The organism is Nocardioides sp. Arc9.136 (assembly GCF_030506255.1).
In the GTDB taxonomy this organism is placed as follows: domain Bacteria; phylum Actinomycetota; class Actinomycetes; order Propionibacteriales; family Nocardioidaceae; genus Nocardioides.
In genome coordinates, this window is the sequence record NZ_CP113431.1 from 447,792 (window position 1) to 464,206 (window position 16,415).

At 76.9% G+C, this 16,415-nt stretch carries 13 protein-coding genes; 2 read left to right on the forward strand and 11 right to left on the reverse strand.

The window, feature by feature from the left end; all coding sequences use genetic code 11:
• Positions 1–8: 8 nt before the first annotated feature.
• The 8 genes from OSR43_RS02115 to OSR43_RS02150 form a co-directional block, all read right to left on the reverse strand.
• Complete coding sequence (locus OSR43_RS02115; RefSeq protein ID WP_302269321.1) at positions 9–845, reverse strand: alpha/beta fold hydrolase; 837 nt, start codon at positions 843–845, stop codon at positions 9–11.
• 129 nt (positions 846–974) lie between these two features.
• Positions 975–1,577: a cytochrome b/b6 domain-containing protein gene (locus tag OSR43_RS02120; protein WP_302269322.1), complete on the reverse strand. Its 603-nt coding sequence runs from the start codon at positions 1,575–1,577 to the stop codon at positions 975–977.
• A 25-nt stretch (positions 1,578–1,602) separates the two neighbouring features.
• Entirely contained in the window at positions 1,603–2,775 is a 1,173-nt protein-coding gene (locus OSR43_RS02125) for a glycoside hydrolase family 26 protein (RefSeq protein WP_302269323.1), read from the reverse strand.
• Between the two features lie 22 nt (positions 2,776–2,797).
• The gene (locus OSR43_RS02130; protein WP_302269324.1) at positions 2,798–3,778 is read right to left on the reverse strand and encodes a hypothetical protein; all 981 of its coding nucleotides are present in this window, start codon (positions 3,776–3,778) and stop codon (positions 2,798–2,800) included.
• A 67-nt stretch (positions 3,779–3,845) separates the two neighbouring features.
• A complete protein-coding gene (locus tag OSR43_RS02135) occupies positions 3,846–5,120 on the reverse strand; it encodes an MFS transporter (RefSeq protein WP_302269325.1) in 1,275 nt (424 codons plus the stop codon).
• Positions 5,121–5,158: 38 nt separating this feature from the next.
• The gene (locus tag OSR43_RS02140) at positions 5,159–5,497 is read right to left on the reverse strand and encodes a YciI family protein (protein WP_302269326.1); all 339 of its coding nucleotides are present in this window, start codon (positions 5,495–5,497) and stop codon (positions 5,159–5,161) included.
• Between the two features lie 54 nt (positions 5,498–5,551).
• Complete coding sequence (locus tag OSR43_RS02145) at positions 5,552–6,184, reverse strand: hypothetical protein (RefSeq protein ID WP_302269327.1); 633 nt, start codon at positions 6,182–6,184, stop codon at positions 5,552–5,554.
• Positions 6,181–7,959, reverse strand: coding sequence for a PHP domain-containing protein (locus tag OSR43_RS02150; RefSeq protein WP_302269328.1), 1,779 nt, complete (start codon positions 7,957–7,959; stop codon positions 6,181–6,183). The genes OSR43_RS02145 and OSR43_RS02150 overlap by 4 nt, the downstream gene beginning before the upstream one ends.
• A gap of 201 nt (positions 7,960–8,160) precedes the next feature.
• On the opposite strand from OSR43_RS02150, the gene OSR43_RS02155 reads away from it, so the two are divergent.
• Together OSR43_RS02155 and OSR43_RS02160 are read left to right on the forward strand one after the other, a co-directional pair.
• Positions 8,161–12,027 carry a Pls/PosA family non-ribosomal peptide synthetase gene (locus OSR43_RS02155; RefSeq protein WP_302269330.1) on the forward strand — a complete coding sequence of 1,289 codons (3,867 nt, stop codon included), beginning with the start codon at positions 8,161–8,163 and terminating at the stop codon, positions 12,025–12,027.
• Positions 12,024–13,376, forward strand: coding sequence for a M1 family metallopeptidase (locus OSR43_RS02160; protein ID WP_302269331.1), 1,353 nt, complete (start codon positions 12,024–12,026; stop codon positions 13,374–13,376). Before OSR43_RS02155 ends, OSR43_RS02160 begins: the two co-directional genes overlap by 4 nt.
• On the opposite strand, the gene OSR43_RS02165 is transcribed toward OSR43_RS02160, so the two are convergent.
• The 3 genes from OSR43_RS02165 to OSR43_RS02175 form a co-directional block, all read right to left on the reverse strand.
• On the reverse strand, positions 13,288–13,809 hold the full coding sequence (locus tag OSR43_RS02165) for a 4'-phosphopantetheinyl transferase superfamily protein (RefSeq protein WP_302269332.1): 522 nt from the start codon (positions 13,807–13,809) through the stop codon (positions 13,288–13,290). The two genes, OSR43_RS02160 and OSR43_RS02165, sit on opposite strands and share 89 nt — an antisense overlap.
• Positions 13,810–13,910: 101 nt before the next feature.
• A complete protein-coding gene (locus OSR43_RS02170; RefSeq protein WP_302269333.1) occupies positions 13,911–15,125 on the reverse strand; it encodes a glycosyltransferase 87 family protein in 1,215 nt (404 codons plus the stop codon).
• A 19-nt stretch (positions 15,126–15,144) separates the two neighbouring features.
• The gene (locus OSR43_RS02175) at positions 15,145–16,353 is read right to left on the reverse strand and encodes a glycosyltransferase (protein WP_302269335.1); all 1,209 of its coding nucleotides are present in this window, start codon (positions 16,351–16,353) and stop codon (positions 15,145–15,147) included.
• Positions 16,354–16,415 lie beyond the last annotated feature (62 nt).

Below are 16,415 nucleotides of genomic sequence, written 5' to 3' on the forward strand. Positions count from 1 at the left end.
GACCCGGGTCAGCGGGCGAGGAAGTCGAGCAGCGCCCGGTTGAACTCCTCGGCGTGGCTGACGTTGAAGCCGTGCGGGGCGTCGTCGACGACGACCAGCTGGCTGTGCGGGATCGCGGCGTGGGTGCGCTTCCCGGAGCCCTCGAACGGCACGGTGGCGTCGCCGGCGCCGTGGACGACCAGCGTCGGGACGGTCACCTTCGGGAGGTCGTCGCGGAAGTCGGTGCCGCCGAACGCCTCCATGCAGGCGAGCGCCGCCTTCTGGTCGGACTGGTGGCACAGCGCGATGGCGTCCTGCCGCTGCTGCTCGGTCACCTTGAGCTCGCCGTCGACGGAGAAGAACTGCCGGGTGAAGTCGTCGAAGAACGCGTCCCGGTCCTTCTCCAGGTCCGCCGCCATGCCCTGCGCCTGCTCGGGCGGCAGCGGGCCGTCGGGGTTGTCGTCGGTCTGCATGAGGTACGGCGGAACGGCCGCCGCGAAGACGACGCTGTGCAGCCGCTCCTCGCCGTGGCGGGTGATGTAGCGGGCAACCTCGCCGCCGCCCATCGAGAAGCCGACGAGGGTGACGTCACGCAGGTCGAGCTCGTCCAGGACACCGGCGAGGTCGTCGGCGAGCTGGTCGTAGTCGTAGCCACCGCGGGGCTTGTCGCTGCGGCCGAAGCCGCGGCGGTCGTAGGCGACGACGCGGTGCCCGGCGGCGCTCAGTGCGCCCACCTGGTCCTTCCAGGACTCGGCCGAGAGCGGCCAGCCGTGGATGAGGACGACGGGGCGGCCCGTCCCTCCGGTGTCGTCGACATGGACCTTGGTCGTGTGGAGCAGGCCGGAGCTGGCGGTCACATCGGTCATGCGGTTCTCCTTCCGTCGGTGCCCCGCCGGTACCCGCGCGGCGGGTCGGGGATCGGGGCGTCCGCCGGTCGTCGGGGAGGTGCTCTGACCGAGGTGCTTCGGACCCGCGCCGGCACACGGATTGGCCGGCTACCGCGGTGGCCGGTCCCGCCCGGTGACCATCCGCCGGGTCGTGCCCCGCACGAGCACCAGCCCGACGTGCGCGGCCACGACGGCGTACAGCGCGACGTGCGCGGCGACGTGGAGCGCCACCCAGTCGTCCCGCAGGAGCAGCGCCAGGCCGGTGGCCGGGACGACCAGGAGGAGGGTGAGCAACGCCTTCTCGAGCAGCCCCTGCACCCGCCGGTCGCGCGGGGAGAGGCGGTCCGACCACGGCGGCAGCGGGGTGGCGCGCCGCCACGCCAGCCGGGCGGCCGCGAGCGCGAGCAGGGCCAGCCCGAGGGCGACGTGGAGGCCGGAGGGGGCATCCTCCTCGGCGTCGATCGCCCCCTCGCGCCGCTCGACCTCGCGCTCGAACCGCTCCTCGGCCGCCTCGCCCGCGCGCTCCGCACGTTCCTCGCCGCGCTCCTCGAACGCCTCGAGCCGCTGCTCGGCGCGGTCGGCGGCGCGGTCCGCGGAGGCGCCCATCGTGTAGCCGACGACGACCTGGACGGCGAGCAGGACGACCGTGACCCAGTGCAGGACCCGGGTGACGGTCCCGTAGCCGTGGGTGCCGTTGCGCAGCGGGGACACCTCGGCACCGTAGTGCCCGTCGACGTCAGTCGCCGGCGAACCGCAGCCAGTCGGGCAGGTCCGTGCGGAACGCCTCGCCGACCGGTCCGACCGTGGCCCGCCAGTCCACCCGTCCGTCGACCTCGGGCTCCTGCTTGTCCCACTCGAACCAGTTGACCATCCCCACCAGCGGCAGCGTCTGGTCGTGGTCGGCGGCGAGCACCTGGCGCCACCAGGCCCGCTTGACCGCCAGCTCGTCGGCCCCACCGCGGCCGGGGGCGAAGAGCGCACCGGTCTCGGTGACGGCCACCGGGAGGCCCCGCCGCTCGCCGTACTCGGCGTAGAAGTCGGGGACCACGCGCTCGTCGCCCGCGGCGCCGTCGTACGTCCCGCGCAGCAGGTCGGTGAACTTGCCCGGCTCGGGGACCTCGTTCTCGCCCCACGGGTAGCGCGCGCCCCAGTGGTAGATCGACATGCCGACCCAGTCGACGTGCTGCCTGCCGGGCCAGTAGGGCGCGTAGGGGTCGTCGCGCCGGGTGACCGACCCGTCGCCGTCGGTGTCCAGCACCCGCGCGTCCGGCGAGCCGGGTGCGGCCTGGTGGGCGCCGCCGGCGAAGGGGTAGCCGCCGCCGTAGTTCGGCGCCCACACCATCGCGGTCCCCGGCGCCCCGCGGTGGACGGCCTCGGCGACGCGGCGGAAGGCGGCGACGTACGCCGCCGGCTGCTGGCCCCAGGCGTACCAGGAGCCGTTCATCTCGTGCGCGAAGCGGAGGAGCACCGGGGTGCCGGCGCGGTTGTGGCCGTCCAGGGTCCGCGCCAGGTTCTCGGCGACCGGCCGGGTGACGGCGGCCAGCCCGTCCTTCGGCTCCAGCGTGACCAGCAGCATGGTGCCGAGCTCGTGCGCCTGCTCCACGGCCTGGTCGAGCCAGGTGCGCTGCTGGTCGGTCATCGGCAGGTCGTAGAAGGAGACGGCGACCGCGGGCGCGTGGCCGAGGCGCTCGGCGTACGCCGCGAGGGAGTCCTGCGACCAGTCAATCGAGGCCCCGAACCACGCACCCTCGTCCGGGACCAGGTCGGCGGCCGCCCGGGGCGCCTCGGAGGTCGCGGGCGTCGAGGGAGCCACCGCCTGCGGGCCCTGCCCCGAGCCGGCGTCGCAGGAGCTCAGCGTGAGGGCCGCGAGGGCCAGGGCCGCCAGGGCCAGGACCGTGCGGCTCGCCATGGCACCAGCCAACCACAGCCGTTCAGCGCGGCGGCACCAGCAGGCCCAGGAGGCCGTCGAGGACGTCGGTGGTGGTGCCGGCGACCCCACCGACGGTCGCCGTGACCGGAGCGAGCGCGCCGCCGGTGGCGCCGTCGACGGCCCCCAGCACCTCGGTGACCAGCGGGTCGACGAGGGCCGAGGTGGGCTCCGGTGTCTGCCGCGGGGGCGGCGGACCCGCTGGTGCGGGCGGGTCGACGGACGGGGCGGCCGGGGCAGGTGGAGCGGTGGTTGCGGGCGGCGTCGGCGTGGCCGCACCGGTGGTGGGCGCGCCGGCCGGTCCTGCCGCGGGCGTCGGCGCGACGGCCCGGGGCAGCTCGGTCGGGGTCGGCGGTGCCGGCCGCGGCCCCGGGGACGGCTCGGCAGCAGCGGCCGGCCCCTCCCGGTCGGGACGGAGGAACGGCACGACGTCGGACAGCGGGCCGGCGCCGACCTGGACGGCGAGCACCGCCGCGGTGCCGCCGGCGAGGATCGCGACGGCGCCCACGGGCTCGGTCAGCCGGTCGCGGAGACGGCGTCGCCCCGGTGGGGCGGGGGGAGCAGCGGAGATGGCCGGCCGGTCCGCGGGCAGGGGCAGAGGCAGGGGCGCGGGGACGGCCGGGCGGCGGCGCGCCTCGGCCAGGCCGCGACGGGCGGCGGCGACCAGCTCGTCCCGGAGGGCGGGGTCGCCGTGGTCCGGGTGGAGCAGGACGCGGGGGGCCGCCCGGGGACCGGCCGGCGCGGCGACGTACCCCACGACGCGGCGGGGCTCGGGCCCCAGTACCGCGACGCCCTCCCAGGCGGGTCGCTCCTGCTGCAGCCACTGCGCTGCCCGCAGCGTCCCGTCGGCGACCGGCGGTGCGACCGCGGGGTCCGCGGCGACGACCGCCTCGACGAGCCGGGCGACGAGCCCGCGGTCGGTCGGCCGGGCGCGCTCGACCCGCCACGGAGCGTGGGTGGCGGCGGGCTCGGGCGGGGCAGGCATGACCCGCCCATGATGCGGCGGTGCGACGACGGCCGGCAGGGGTTGTGACGAACTCGCGGGAGCCGGTTCAGACCGCTGCGCGCGGCCGGGCCCAGGCCAGCACGGGCACCAGCGCGAGCGCCAGGACACCGCCGCCGAGGGACAGCGCCGCGAAGCCCGCGGCGTCCACGACGACGCCGGACAGCACGCCGCCGGCCGCACCCGAGAGGGCGACGAGGACGTCGATGCTGCCCTGCACGCGCGGTCGGTCCGCGGTCGTCGTCGCGTCCACGACGAGCGCGGTGCCGGAGATCAGGCCGAGGTTCCAGCCCAGCCCGAGGAGCACGAGCGCGAGGACCGTCAGCGGGAGCGAGTCCCCGGGCGCCACCGCGGCGGTGACGCCGGCGGCGAGCAGGACGGCGCCGGAGGCGGCGGCGACCGCCGTGCGGCCCAGCCGGTCCACCAGCAGCCCGGTGAGGGGGGAGGGGAGGTACATCGCGGCGATGTGCAGGCCGATGACCATCCCGACGTCGCCGAGCCCGTGGTGGTGGTGCCGCATGTGCACCGGCGTCATCGTCATGATCGCGACCATCGTGACCTGGGTCAGGACCATGACGGTCGCGCCGACGTACGCGCCGCGTCCCGGCCGCGGACGACCGGTCGGCGCCGCGGGGCCCGTGGCGCCGGCGGCGACGGACCTGGTGGCGGTGGCCGCGTTCAGGCGGCGGGCGAGGAGCAGTGGGTCCGGGCGGAGCAGGGCGAAGAGCGCAGCACCGGCGGCGGTGTAGGCGACGGCGGCAAGGAGGAACGGCCCGGCGAGCGCCGGCAGCCCCAGCCCGGTCGCGAGGTCGCCGAGCGGCTCGACGAGGTTCGGACCGGCGACCGCGCCGACCGTCGTGGAGACGAGCGCGACGCTGATCGCCTTCCCGCGGGCGGCGGGCGCCGCGAGGTCGGTGCCGGCGTACCGCGCCTGCAGGTTGGTCGCCGTGCCGGCGCCGTACACGAGCAGCGCGACGAGCAGCAGCGGCACGCTGTCGACCGCCGCGGCCACCACGACCCCGGCCGCGCCGGCGCCACCGGCGAGGAAGCCGAGCCCGAGCCCGACCCGGCGGCCGGCGCGCTGGCTGACCCGCCCGACGAGGTACGCCGTGAGCGCGGAGCCCAGCGTGAACAGCGCCGTCGGCAGCCCGGCCAGCCCCTCGGTGCCGAGCATCTCCTGGGCCAGCAGCGCCCCGACGGTCACGCCCGCGGCGAGGCCGGCGCCGCCCAGCACCTGGGCGAGGACGACGGCGCGCAGGGTCCGGCGCTGGACGCGGGCGCGCTCCTGCTCGTCGGCGGCGGGCGGCGGCGAGGTGAGGGGCACGGGCGTGGTGTCTCCTGTCCGCAGCCCGGCCGGGGTGGTCAGGCGGCCGGGTCGTCGATGAGCGCCCGCACGTCCTGGGGGCAGCGGCAGGCAGCCGCGAGTCTCGCAGCCCAGTGCAGCGCCTCCTCGCGGGAGGCCACCTCGAGCACGCAGAAGCCGCCGACGCGGCGGTGGTCCGCCGGGTAGGGGTCCTCCCGGACGGTGCCGTCGGTGTCGACGACGCTCACCCGGTCCTCACCGATCCCGCCGCCGGTCACCCACACCCCGGCCGCCCTCGCCTCCTCGACGACGGCGTGCGAGGCGTCGGACACCGCCGGCAGGTCCTCCTCGGGGAAGGTCATGGCGCCGTCGTCGAAGGAGATGAAGTAGCGCGTCATGGTGGCACCGACCCGGCGGACGGCGCCGACTCATCGGCTCCCGTGGAGGGTGGCTCAGTGGTCGGCGCAGCAGGCGATCTGGTGGCGCGACTCGAACGGCACGAGCCCGCCCCGTCCGGGCTGCACGAGCAGCACCGACCGCCCGGCCCGCCAGGTCGGCCGCGCCCACTCGCCGAGGTCGAGCGGGGTCTCGGGCCGGACGTCGGTGCCGGCGAGGGCCTCGACGGCGTCCACGGCGTCGAGCGCGACGACGTCGGCGACGGTGCAGGGCCGCTCGACCTCCGCCCGGCCGGCGAAGCGCACCAGCCGGCCCGCGGCCCGGTCGACGTGCTGCCCGGCGGCCGCCCGGGCACCGGCGAGCGCCGCGGCCGGGCCGGCGACGGCCTCGTCGCCGGCCGCGACCACGAGCACGCCCGCCCGCTCGCCGACGGCCGCGGCCAGCAGCCCGACCAGCTCGCCGGCGGCGTGGGGGCCGCCGGCCGCGGCACCGGACCAGGTCGCGGCGACGGCCGTGTGCGGGCCGTCGTCGGTGGCGACCACGTGCGTGCTGGCGACGTACGTCGCGTCGCCGGCCGGCAGCAGCCCGTCGAGCAGGTGGACGACGTGCTCGGCGCCGGCGTGGTCGCGCGTGCCGGCGTCCACGGCCACCAGGACCGTGGACGCCGGCACGTCGGGGGTGGTCGTCACCGGGTCGGCACGACCCAGATCGGGTTGGTGTAGAACCACAGGTCCACCCACGGGTCGGCGTCGCCGACCACGTCGATCTGCGGGCCGGCCGGGTCGACCGCGGCGCCGAGGTAGCCCGGCTGCGAGCGGTTGCCGTCCGTGCCGCGCAGGCGGACGTAGAACGGCTCCTCCGCCCGGCCGAGGTCGTAGGTCAGCGTGTAGGTGCCGGTGCGGCCGGAGGTGTCGGTCTGCGCGACCACCTTCGTGTCCGGCGCGGTGAACCGGTCCCGGTCGGCGGACCGGGACGGGGTCTCGACCCGGCCGCGGACCACGTCGACACGGTTCAGCGAGGGGACGAACTGCGACCAGTTGGGCACGTCCTGCGCGGTGATCCGCACGACGAGCTCGAGCCGGCTGCCGCGGCGAGCGAGCAGCGTGCCGCCGAGCGTCTCGGAGGCGTTCCGGTCCCGTCCGCGGCCACCGGTGCTGCGGACCGTGACGTCGACGGACTTCACCAGGCCGCCGTGGTCGACCCAGATCCGGCCGTCGCGCATGCCGCGCATGACCGCGCGGTAGTCGCGGGAGGCCGCGCCGACGTGGGTGCGGCTGTAGAAGCCGGGCCAGAAGTCGCCGGCGTCGAGGTTGATCCGGCCCGCGTAGACCGGATCGCCGTACCGACCGTCGCGGTTGAACTGCTCCGAGCCCGACCCGTCAGGGCGGCGCGAGGTGTCGGTCCAGTTGACGTGGGAGTCGGAGTTCGCCGTGATCGACCACGGCTTGCCCTCGGCGAGGAGGGAGTCCCAGAGCCCGCCGACGGTGGCGGTCATCCAGTCGAAGCCGCCCCAGGTGCGGTAGCTCTCGGGCGGGTAGCCCGCGAACGACGCCGCGCCGGGCGCGTTGCCGTAGTAGCCGCGGGCCGAGCCGGGGCCGTACCCCTTCGGCAGGCCGGCGGCCTGGTGGCCGGGTGCGCCCTCGAAGCCGATCGCGATGCGCGGGTCGGCGTCGCGCCAGGCGCGGATCTCGTGGGGACTGTCGATGCCGTTGCGGGCCGGGTGGTTGGCCAGGAAGAGCGCGTCGGCGACCCGCTTGCGGTCGACCTGCTGGCCGAGCCACTGCACGCCGGCGACGGCGAGCGCCTCGTTGGCCGGCGAGCTGCCCGAGGCGCCCTTGACCGAGCCGTCGTAGGCGTTCTCGAACTGCTTGAGCACCGCGACCTCGTTCGGCCCGGGGGCCACGAAGACGGTGCCGTGCTCGGCGGCGGGGATGTTCCACTCCAGGCCCTGGAAGATGAGGGTGCCCGGGAGCTCCTCGCGGGCCGCCTTGATGTCGGGGTTGACCAGGTCGACGCCGATCCGGGCGTGGGTCGCACCGCCGTGGTCGGTGATGACCAGCCAGTCCAGGCCGTACGCCGCGGCGTGCTGCGCCTGGTCGATGACGCGGTACTGGCCGTCGGAGGAGTACTGCGTGTGGATGTGGTGGTCGCCGGCGAGCCAGTGGCGCGGCGCGGCCGGCCCGGGCTTCCCGCCGCGGGCGGGCGCGGCCGCGGGTGCGGCCATCGCCGGGGTGACGCCGCGCATGCCGGCCATGCCGGCGACGGCGGCCCCGCTGATGCCGGCCGCCCGGAGCAGGCCGCGGCGCGACAGCTCGGCGGGGGTGAGGTCGTGGTCGGGGACCGAGGTGTCCGCGGCGACGGCGGTGACGTCGTCGACCTCGTGGGAGTGCGAGTGCCCGTGGTCGTGCCCGTGCGAGTGCCCGTGCGAGTGCCCGTGGTCGTGCCCGTGGTCGTGCTCGTGCATGGCGATCCTTCCGAGTGGGGCTGCGGCGTGGGAGGCCGCCGCAGCGCGTCCACGGTGCCGCCGCCGGGTGTCCGGGAGGGGGAACGGCGGGTGCCGATCGGGTGAACCGTGGGCCGCGCGCCGATGCGGCCGCCCCGCCGGCGGAGGGCCCGCGGCGGACACGGACACCTCCCGTTCACCTGTCCCGGACAGCGTTCGCCCGTGCTCACCGATCTCACGCTGCCGCTGCGCCGAGGCGCGGAGGCGCCCACGCCGCGCACGCTCGTCGACGTCTTCCGGTCGACGGTCGCCCAGGCGGCCGACGACCCCGCCGTCGACACCGGCAACGAGGTGCTCACCTACGCCGAGCTCGAGGAGTCCGCGGACGCCCTCGCGGCGCGGCTGGCGGAGCTGGGGGTCGGGCCGGGCGACAAGGTCGGCGTGCGGGTCAGCTCGGGCACCACCGACCTCTACGTCGCGATCCTGGGCATCCTGCTGGCCGGCGCGGCGTACGTCCCGGTCGACGCCGACGACCCTGACGAGCGCGCCCGCCTGGTCTTCGGCGAGGCCGACGTCGCGGCGGTGGTCGGCAACGGGCTCGCGGTCGTCGCGCGGCGTCCCGTTGCGGCGCAGGTCCCGCGCGCGGTCGAGGAGCCCGGGCTCTCCGACGACGCGTGGGTCATCTTCACCTCGGGCTCGACCGGCACCCCGAAGGGCGTCGCGGTCTCCCACCGCAGCGCGGCGGCCTTCGTGGACGCCGAGTCGACGCTGTTCCTGCAGGACGCGCCGCTGGGTGTCGGCGACCGGGTGATGGCCGGCCTGTCGGTCGCCTTCGACGCCAGCTGCGAGGAGATGTGGCTGGCCTGGCGGTACGGCGCGTGCCTGGTGCCCGCACCCCGCGCGCTGGTCCGCAGCGGAGTGGACGTCGGTCCGTGGCTGGTGGCCAACGCGGTCACGGTGGTCTCGACGGTGCCCACCCTGGTCGCGCTCTGGCCGGCGGAGGCGCTCGCGCAGGTGCGCCTGCTGATCATGGGCGGCGAGGCCTGCCCGCCGGAGCTCGCCGCCCGCCTGGTCGCGCCGGGCCGGGAGGTGTGGAACACCTACGGGCCGACCGAGGCCACCGTGGTGGCGTGCGGCGCGGAGCTGACCGGCGAGGGGCCGGTGCGGATCGGTCTCCCGCTGGCCGGCTGGGACCTCGCGGTCGTCGACGCCGAGGGGCGGCACGTCGCCCCGGGGGAGACCGGGGAGCTGATCATCGGCGGCGTCGGGCTGGCGCGGTACCTCGACCCGGCCAAGGACGCCGAGAAGTACGCCGCGATGCCGACGCTGGGGTGGGACCGCGCCTACCGCTCGGGCGATCTGGTCGTCTTCGACCCCGAGGGGCTGCTCTTCGGCGGCCGCGCCGACGACCAGGTGAAGCTGGGCGGCCGCCGGATCGAGCTGGGCGAGGTCGACAGCGCCCTGCTGGGGCTGCCCGGGGCCTCCGGCGCGGCGGCCGCGGTGCGCCGTACCTCCGCCGGCAACCAGCTGCTCGTCGGGTACGTCGCCGTCGACGCGACCTTCGACCAGGCGGCCGCGCTCGACCAGCTGCGCCGGGCGCTCCCGGCCGCACTCGTCCCGCGCCTCGCGGTGGTCGACACGCTGCCCACCCGCACGTCGGGCAAGGTCGACCGCGACGCGCTGCCCTGGCCGCTGCCCGCGGCGGCCGAGGCGCCGACCGCCGGGCTGACCGCGACCGAGTCGTGGGTCTCCGAGCTGTGGCGGGAGGTGCTCGGGGCGGGCGCGACCGGCCGCGGCGACGACTTCTTCGACCTCGGCGGAGGCAGCCTGACCGCCGCGCAGATGGTCTCGCGGCTCCGGGCCCGGCACCCCGAGGTCGCGGTCGGCGACATCTACGAGCGGCCGACCCTCGGCGCGCTCGCCGGCTACCTCGACGGGCTCGCCGCACCCGGCGCCACCAGCGACCGCACGGTCCCGGCCGTGCCGCTGAAGACCCAGTCCGGACAGGTCGTCGCGACGGTCGCCCTGCGGATGCTCGCCGGCCCCCGCTGGCTGACCTGGGCGGCGATCGCCTGCCACGTCGCCGCCCTGCTCGACGTCGACGGCCTGCCGCTGCCGGCGTGGCCGCTCGTCCTGCTCGGGTGGCTGCTGTTCCTCAGCCCGCCCGGCCGGATGCTGCTCGCGGCCGGCACCGCCCGGTTCGTGCTCGCGGGCGTCGGCCCCGGCGACCACCCGCGCGGCGGCAAGGTCCACCTGCGCCTGTGGCTGGCCGAGCGGGCCGCGGACGAGCTGGGCGCGACCGGGCTGGCGGGCGCACCGGCGATGACCTGGTACGCCCGGCTGCTCGGCGCCGACGTCGGCCGCGACGTCGACCTGCACTCCCTCCCGCCGGTCACCGGGCTGCTCCGGCTCGGCAGGGGCTGCTCGGTCGAGCCGGAGGTCGACCTGCGGGGGTGGTGGGTCGACGGCGACGTCGTGCACCTCGGCGCGGTCTCCGTGGGCGCCCGGGCCAAGGTCGGCGCGCGCTCGACGCTGTGCCCCGGCGCCGAGGTCGGGCGGGCCGCCGAGGTCGCGCCCGGCTCGGCGGTCCTCGGGGCCGTGCCGGACGGCGAGTTCTGGTCCGGTGCGCCCGCCGCGCGGGTCAGCGAGGCCGCCCGCGGCCCGTGGTCGGACCGGCCGGAGACCTCCCGCGCCTGGGTCGCGGCGTACGCCGCCGTGGCGGCGCTGCTGGCGCTGCTGCCGGTCGTGGCGGTCGCCGCGGGCGGGGCCGTGCTGCTGGCCCTGGGCCCCGCGTCGTACGACGGCCCGCGCGCCGCGCTCGCGGGCCTCCTGCCCTGGGTGCCGCTCGCCACCCTGGTCGGCCTGGTGGTCCTCGCCGCCCTGGTGTGGCTGGTCGTCCGCCTGGCCGCGCTCGCCGTCCGGCCCGGCGTCCACCCGGTCCGCAGCGGACCCGCGCTGGCGGTGTGGACGACGGTGCGGGTGCTCGACGAGGCGCGCACCTGGCTCTTCCCCCTCTACTCCTCGCTGCTCACGCCGGTCTGGCTGCGGGCGCTCGGGGCACGGATCGGTCGGCACGTCGAGGCCTCGACGGTGCTGCTGGTGCCCTCGCTGACCCAGGTCAACGACCAGGCGTTCCTGGCCGACGACACCCTCATCGGGGGCTACGAGCTGGGCGGCGGCTGGCTGCGGGTGGAGCGGGTGAAGATCGGCAAGCGCGCCTTCGTCGGCAACTCCGGCATGGCCGCGCCCGGCCGGAAAGTGCCCAAGGCGTCCCTGGTGGCGGTGCTCTCCGCCGCACCGCGCCGGGCACGCGCCCGGTCGGGCGAGTCCTGGCTCGGCAGCCCGCCCGCCCCGCTGCGCCGGGTCGCACAGGACACCGACAGCGGGCGCACCTACGAGCCGCCCACCCGGCTGCTCGTGGCGCGGGCCGCCGTCGAGCTGTGCCGCCTGGTCCCGGTGGTCCTCGCGGTGGCGCTGACCCTCGTGGTCGCGGTGGCGCTGGTGGCGCTGCTCGACCGGTGGGGCGTGCTCGCGGCGCTCCTCCTCGCCGGACCGATCCTCGCGGTCGGCGGCCTGGTCGCCGCCGCGGTCACCACCGCCGCCAAGTGGGTCCTCGTGGGCCGGACCCGCCCGGGGGCGCACCCCCTGTGGAGCTCGTTCGTGTGGCGCAACGAACTGGCCGACACCTTCGTCGAGGTGCTCGCCGCCCCCTGGTTCGCCCGGGCGGCGGTCGGCACCCCGCTGCTGACCGCGTGGTTCCGCACGATGGGCGCGCGGATCGGTCGGGGGGTGTGGTGCGAGACCTACTGGCTGCCCGAGGCCGACCTCGTCGACCTCCGCGACGGCGCCACCGTCAACGCCGGCAGCGTGGTGCAGACCCACCTGTTCCACGACCGGATGCTCAGCACCGACACGGTGACCCTCCTGCGGGGCGCGACCCTGGGCCCGAACAGCGTCATCCTCCCCGCGGCGACGCTGGGCCGCCACGCTACGGTCGGCCCCGTGTCGTTGGTGATGAGGGGCGAGTCCGTGCCGGACAAGACCACCTGGATCGGCAACCCGATCGGCCCCTGGACGGCGGAGAGGTGAAGCTGCCCGGACAGCACGGCCTGCCCACCGCCGACGACTACGTCCCCGGCCACGGCGACCCCGCCTGGAGCGCCCGCCACTACGACCTCGACCTCGACTACGACCTCGCGCCCAACCGGCTCCGCGGCCGGGCCACCATCGACGCCGTCGCGGTGACCGACGGGCTCGACCGCCTGGTACTCGACCTCGCCGGCCTCGACGTCGACAAGGTGACCGTCGACGGCCGCAGCCCGAAGCGGTGGACCACCCGCGGCAGCCGCCTGGTCGTCTCGCTCGCCGAGCCGCTCGCGGCGGGGACGGAGCTGCGGGTCGTCGTGAAGTACGCCGGCACGCCCCGACCGCTCGTCGACGACGTGCACGGCGACGCCGGCTGGGAGGAGCTGGAGGACGGCGTGATCGTGGCCGGCCAGCCGCACGGCGCCCCGACGTGGTTCCCCTGCAACGACCGGCCCGACGACAAGGCGACGTACCGCATCGCGGTGACCACCGAGCCGGGGTACGTCGTGGTCGCCAACGGCGAGCGGACCGAGCGCGCCCGGCAGGGCTCCAGCCTGCGGTGGGTGCACGAGCAGCGCGAGCCGATGGCGACGTACCTCGCCACCGTGCAGGTCGGGCGGTACGACGTCCACGAGCTCGACGGCGCCCGGGTGCCGGTCCGCGCCGCGGTGCCGGAAGGGACCGACACCGGCGACGAGGCGTTCGCCGCCGGGTTCGGCCGGCAGGCGGAGATGGTCGCGGCCTTCGAGGAACTGTTCGGGCCCTACCCGTTCGCGGCGTACACCTCCGTCGTCACCGCCGACGACCTGGAGATCCCGCTCGAGGCGCAGGGGCTCTCCACCTTCGGCGCGAACTTCCTCGACCCCGACTGGCGCTCGGTCCGGCTGGTCGCCCACGAGCTGGCGCACCAGTGGTTCGGCAACGCGGTCACGCTCGCGCGCTGGCGCGACATCTGGCTGCACGAGGGCTTCGCCTGCTACGCGGAGTGGCTGTGGTCGGAGCGCTCCGGCGGCGACCCCGCCGACGTGCACGCCCGCTCCCACCACGAGCGCCTCGCCGAGTCCGACCAGGACCTCGTGCTCTCCGACCCGGGGCCGGGGACGATGTTCGACGACCGGGTCTACAAGCGCGGCGCGCTCACCCTGCACGCCCTGCGGCTGACCGTGGGCGACGAGTCGTTCTTCGAGCTGCTGCGCACCTGGTGCGAGCGGCACTGCGGCGGGTCGGTCACCACCACCGAGCTGGTCGCCCTGGCCGGCGAGGTCACCGGGCAGGACCTCGGCGGCCTGTTCCGGTCGTGGCTCGACGAACCTGCTCTCCCGCCGCTGCCGGACCGGCCAGGCACCAGCTGACCCCGCGACCCGCGACGGTCCCCACGTAGCCCTCCGGCACCGCCAGGTCGTACGTCGGCACGCCGGCCGGCAGGCCGTCGCGCGGGTCGTGGGCCAGGCCCGTGCCGGCGTGCTTGAGCAGCGCCTCGGTCCGCGTCCACGACCGACGGTCGCCGTACGCCCCGACCGGCGGGCCGTCGGCCTCCACGTCGACCCCGACCGGCCCCTCGCGGCTCCACGCCACGGCCACCAGGCCGTCGGCGTACCCGATCGAGACGCGGGGGAGCGGGCCGGCGCCCGTCAGCACCGGCTGGCCGTGGTCCCCGCCGCCGCAGTGCGGGCACAGCCGGACGACGCCGGTCGCGCCGGTGTGCGCCACCAGGAGGCGCTCGGCGAGCGCGCGCAGCGCTCCCCTCCCCGCCCGCTCGCGTCGCTCCGGACCACCCGTCCCCACGGCCCCGACGATAGGTGCGCCCGCCGGGCCGGGCCGCCGGGTGTTCGCCGGCTGCACGCCCGCGGTCCTCCGGACCGTGCCGTGCCGGTGGCCCGGGGCGCTCAGGATGGGGTGCCGTGAGCGGCAGCGTCGTCACGGTGGTGGTCCTGGGGACCCTCACCGTCGTCTTCTGGACCTGGGCGCTGCTCCGGCTGTGGGGCTGAGGGGCCGGACCGGCCCGCGTGGTCGCGGACCAGGGCCGCCGCCGAGCCGAGCACGAGCAGCAGCGCGAGGAGCAGGTAGCTGTTCCCGGCGAGCTGCTCGACGGGGCCCCACCCGAGCTCCCGGTCGTCGCGGTGCGGGGGCCACCACAGCAGCCGGGACGCGAAGACGGCCACGACCAGCGGCGCGGTGCGGGGCAGGGCGACGACCACGACGACCACCCACACCCAGTGGTGGCTCCACGAGATCGGCGAGGCCAGGAGCATCGAGACGCCGGCGAGCGCCAGCCCGAGGCGCGGGTGCCCGCGCCGGTGCCAGCCGACGGCGCAGGCCAGCGCCGCGAGCGACGCCGTGCCGGCCACCACGAGCCAGAGCACGGTGGGCGGGTCCCCGTCGCCGAGACGGGCCAGCAGGCCGTTGACCGACTGGTTGCTGGCGAAGGCCACGCCGCCGACCCGGCCGGAGTCCCAGACGGCCGCGGTCCAGAAGTCCGCCGCCTGCGCGGGGAGCAGGACCACGCCGACCAGCACGGTGCCGGCGAACGCCGCCAGCGACGTCCCGGCCTCGCGCACGCGGCCGGTCAGGGCGAGGTGGACGACGAGGACGAGGGGCGTGAGCTTGACGCCGGCCGCGACCCCGAGCAGCCAGGGGCTGCGCGCCCGGTCCGGCTCGAGCACGGCCGCCGCGACGAGCGCCATCAGCAGCAGGTTCACCTGCCCGAACGACAGCGTCTGCTCGACCGGCTCCAGCAGCAGCAACCCGACCACCAGCAGCGCCAGGGCGGCGGGAGCCAGCCGCGGCGCGAGCAGCCGGACCGTCCAGCCCAGCGCCGCCACCGACGCGCCCGTGAGCAGGCCGGCCGCGAGGGGCGAGGGGAGCGCCGCGAGGGGCAGGAAGAGCAGCGCCGCGAACGGCGGGTAGGTGAACGGCAGCCCGCTCGCGGGGTCGGTGCCGGCGTACACGTCCTCCCCGCGGGCCACCTGCGCGCCGCCGAACCGGTAGACCGACAGGTCGACGAACGCCGGCGACCAGCAGGCCTCGACGACCGCTGCCACGACGGCCGCGACGGCGGCCAGGCCCAGCACCACGCTGCGAGCGCCGGAGGGTCGGTCCACGCCCCGGGCCCGGCTCAGCTCAGACCGCGGTGGGCAGGACGTCGCGCAGCGCGTGCCGCTCGGCGATCGCGGCGTACGCGTCGACGCAGTGGCGCTCGGAGAGCCCCGGCCGGTCCCGCAGGATGCGGGCCAGGTGCTCCTCCCTCGCGTCGAGGGCCGCCTCCCACGCGAGCGCGACCGCCCCGGGCTCGCGGCCGGTGACCAGCCGCGCGTCGCCGACCATGGCCGCGGCGTCGCCGACGTCGGTGGTGACCGGCACCGTGCCGCTGGCCATGGCCTCGAGGAGCGAGAGCGGCGCCGCCTCGCCGTACGCGCTGGTCAGCGCGACCACGTCGGCGGCGTTGTGCAGCCGCGGCATGTCGGCGCGGATCCCCAGCAGGTGCACCCGGTCCTGGGCGCCCGACCAGCCGCGCAGCGTCGCGGAGACCAGGCCGGCCAGCTCCGGGTTGGCCGCCGACATGCCGGCACCGCAGAGCACCACGTGGGCGTCGGGGCGGCGGCGCGCGAACGCGGCGGCCGCCCGCAGGAAGAGCGGGACGTCCTTCATCGGGTCGAAGCGGGCCGAGAGGAGGACGACGGGTGCGGCGGGGTCGATGCCGAGCTCGCGGCGCACGTCGCGGCGCTCGCAGGCCGAGGGCCGGAACCGCTGCAGGTCCACACCGTTGGGGACGACCGGGAGCTGGGCCAGCGGGATGCCGGTCGCGGCGTGGTACGCGCGCTGGGTGGACCGGGCGCAGCAGACGGCGGCGGCGACGGTCCCGCGGTCGACCAGGTCCACGAGGTCGGTCACGGCCGCCTCGTGGTGCTCGGGGTCCGAGCGGTGCAGGGAGACGACGACCGGGGTGCCGGCGGCGTCGATCCGGCGCAGCGCCGCGAGCGGCTGCTCCTTCAGCGACAGGACCAGGTCGGCCGCGCCCACGGCCCGCTCGAGCGCGGCCAGGTGGTGGCGCCGCAGGGCCGAGCCCGAGGCCCGGTCGAGCGCCCCGACGGGGACACCCGCGCCGGCGAGGCGCCGCCAGCTGCCGTCCCGGTCGGCCGTCTGGGTGGTGCCCTCCCGCGTCGTGGTCCGGGCGAGCCCCAGCACGCTGTGCCGCTGCTGCGTCGTGGCGTGCAGGCCGGTCACCACGGTGGTGTGCTGGATGCGCGCACCACCGGTGAAGAAGCCGTCGTACACCGACAGCACCCGGGCGCCGCCGCGCTCGACGGTCGACCTCGTCCTGCGTGTCATGCGCCCTCCCCTCGCCGGTCCGGGCGAACCTAGGAGGCTCCGGCGGCGGTGGGTGGGGCGTG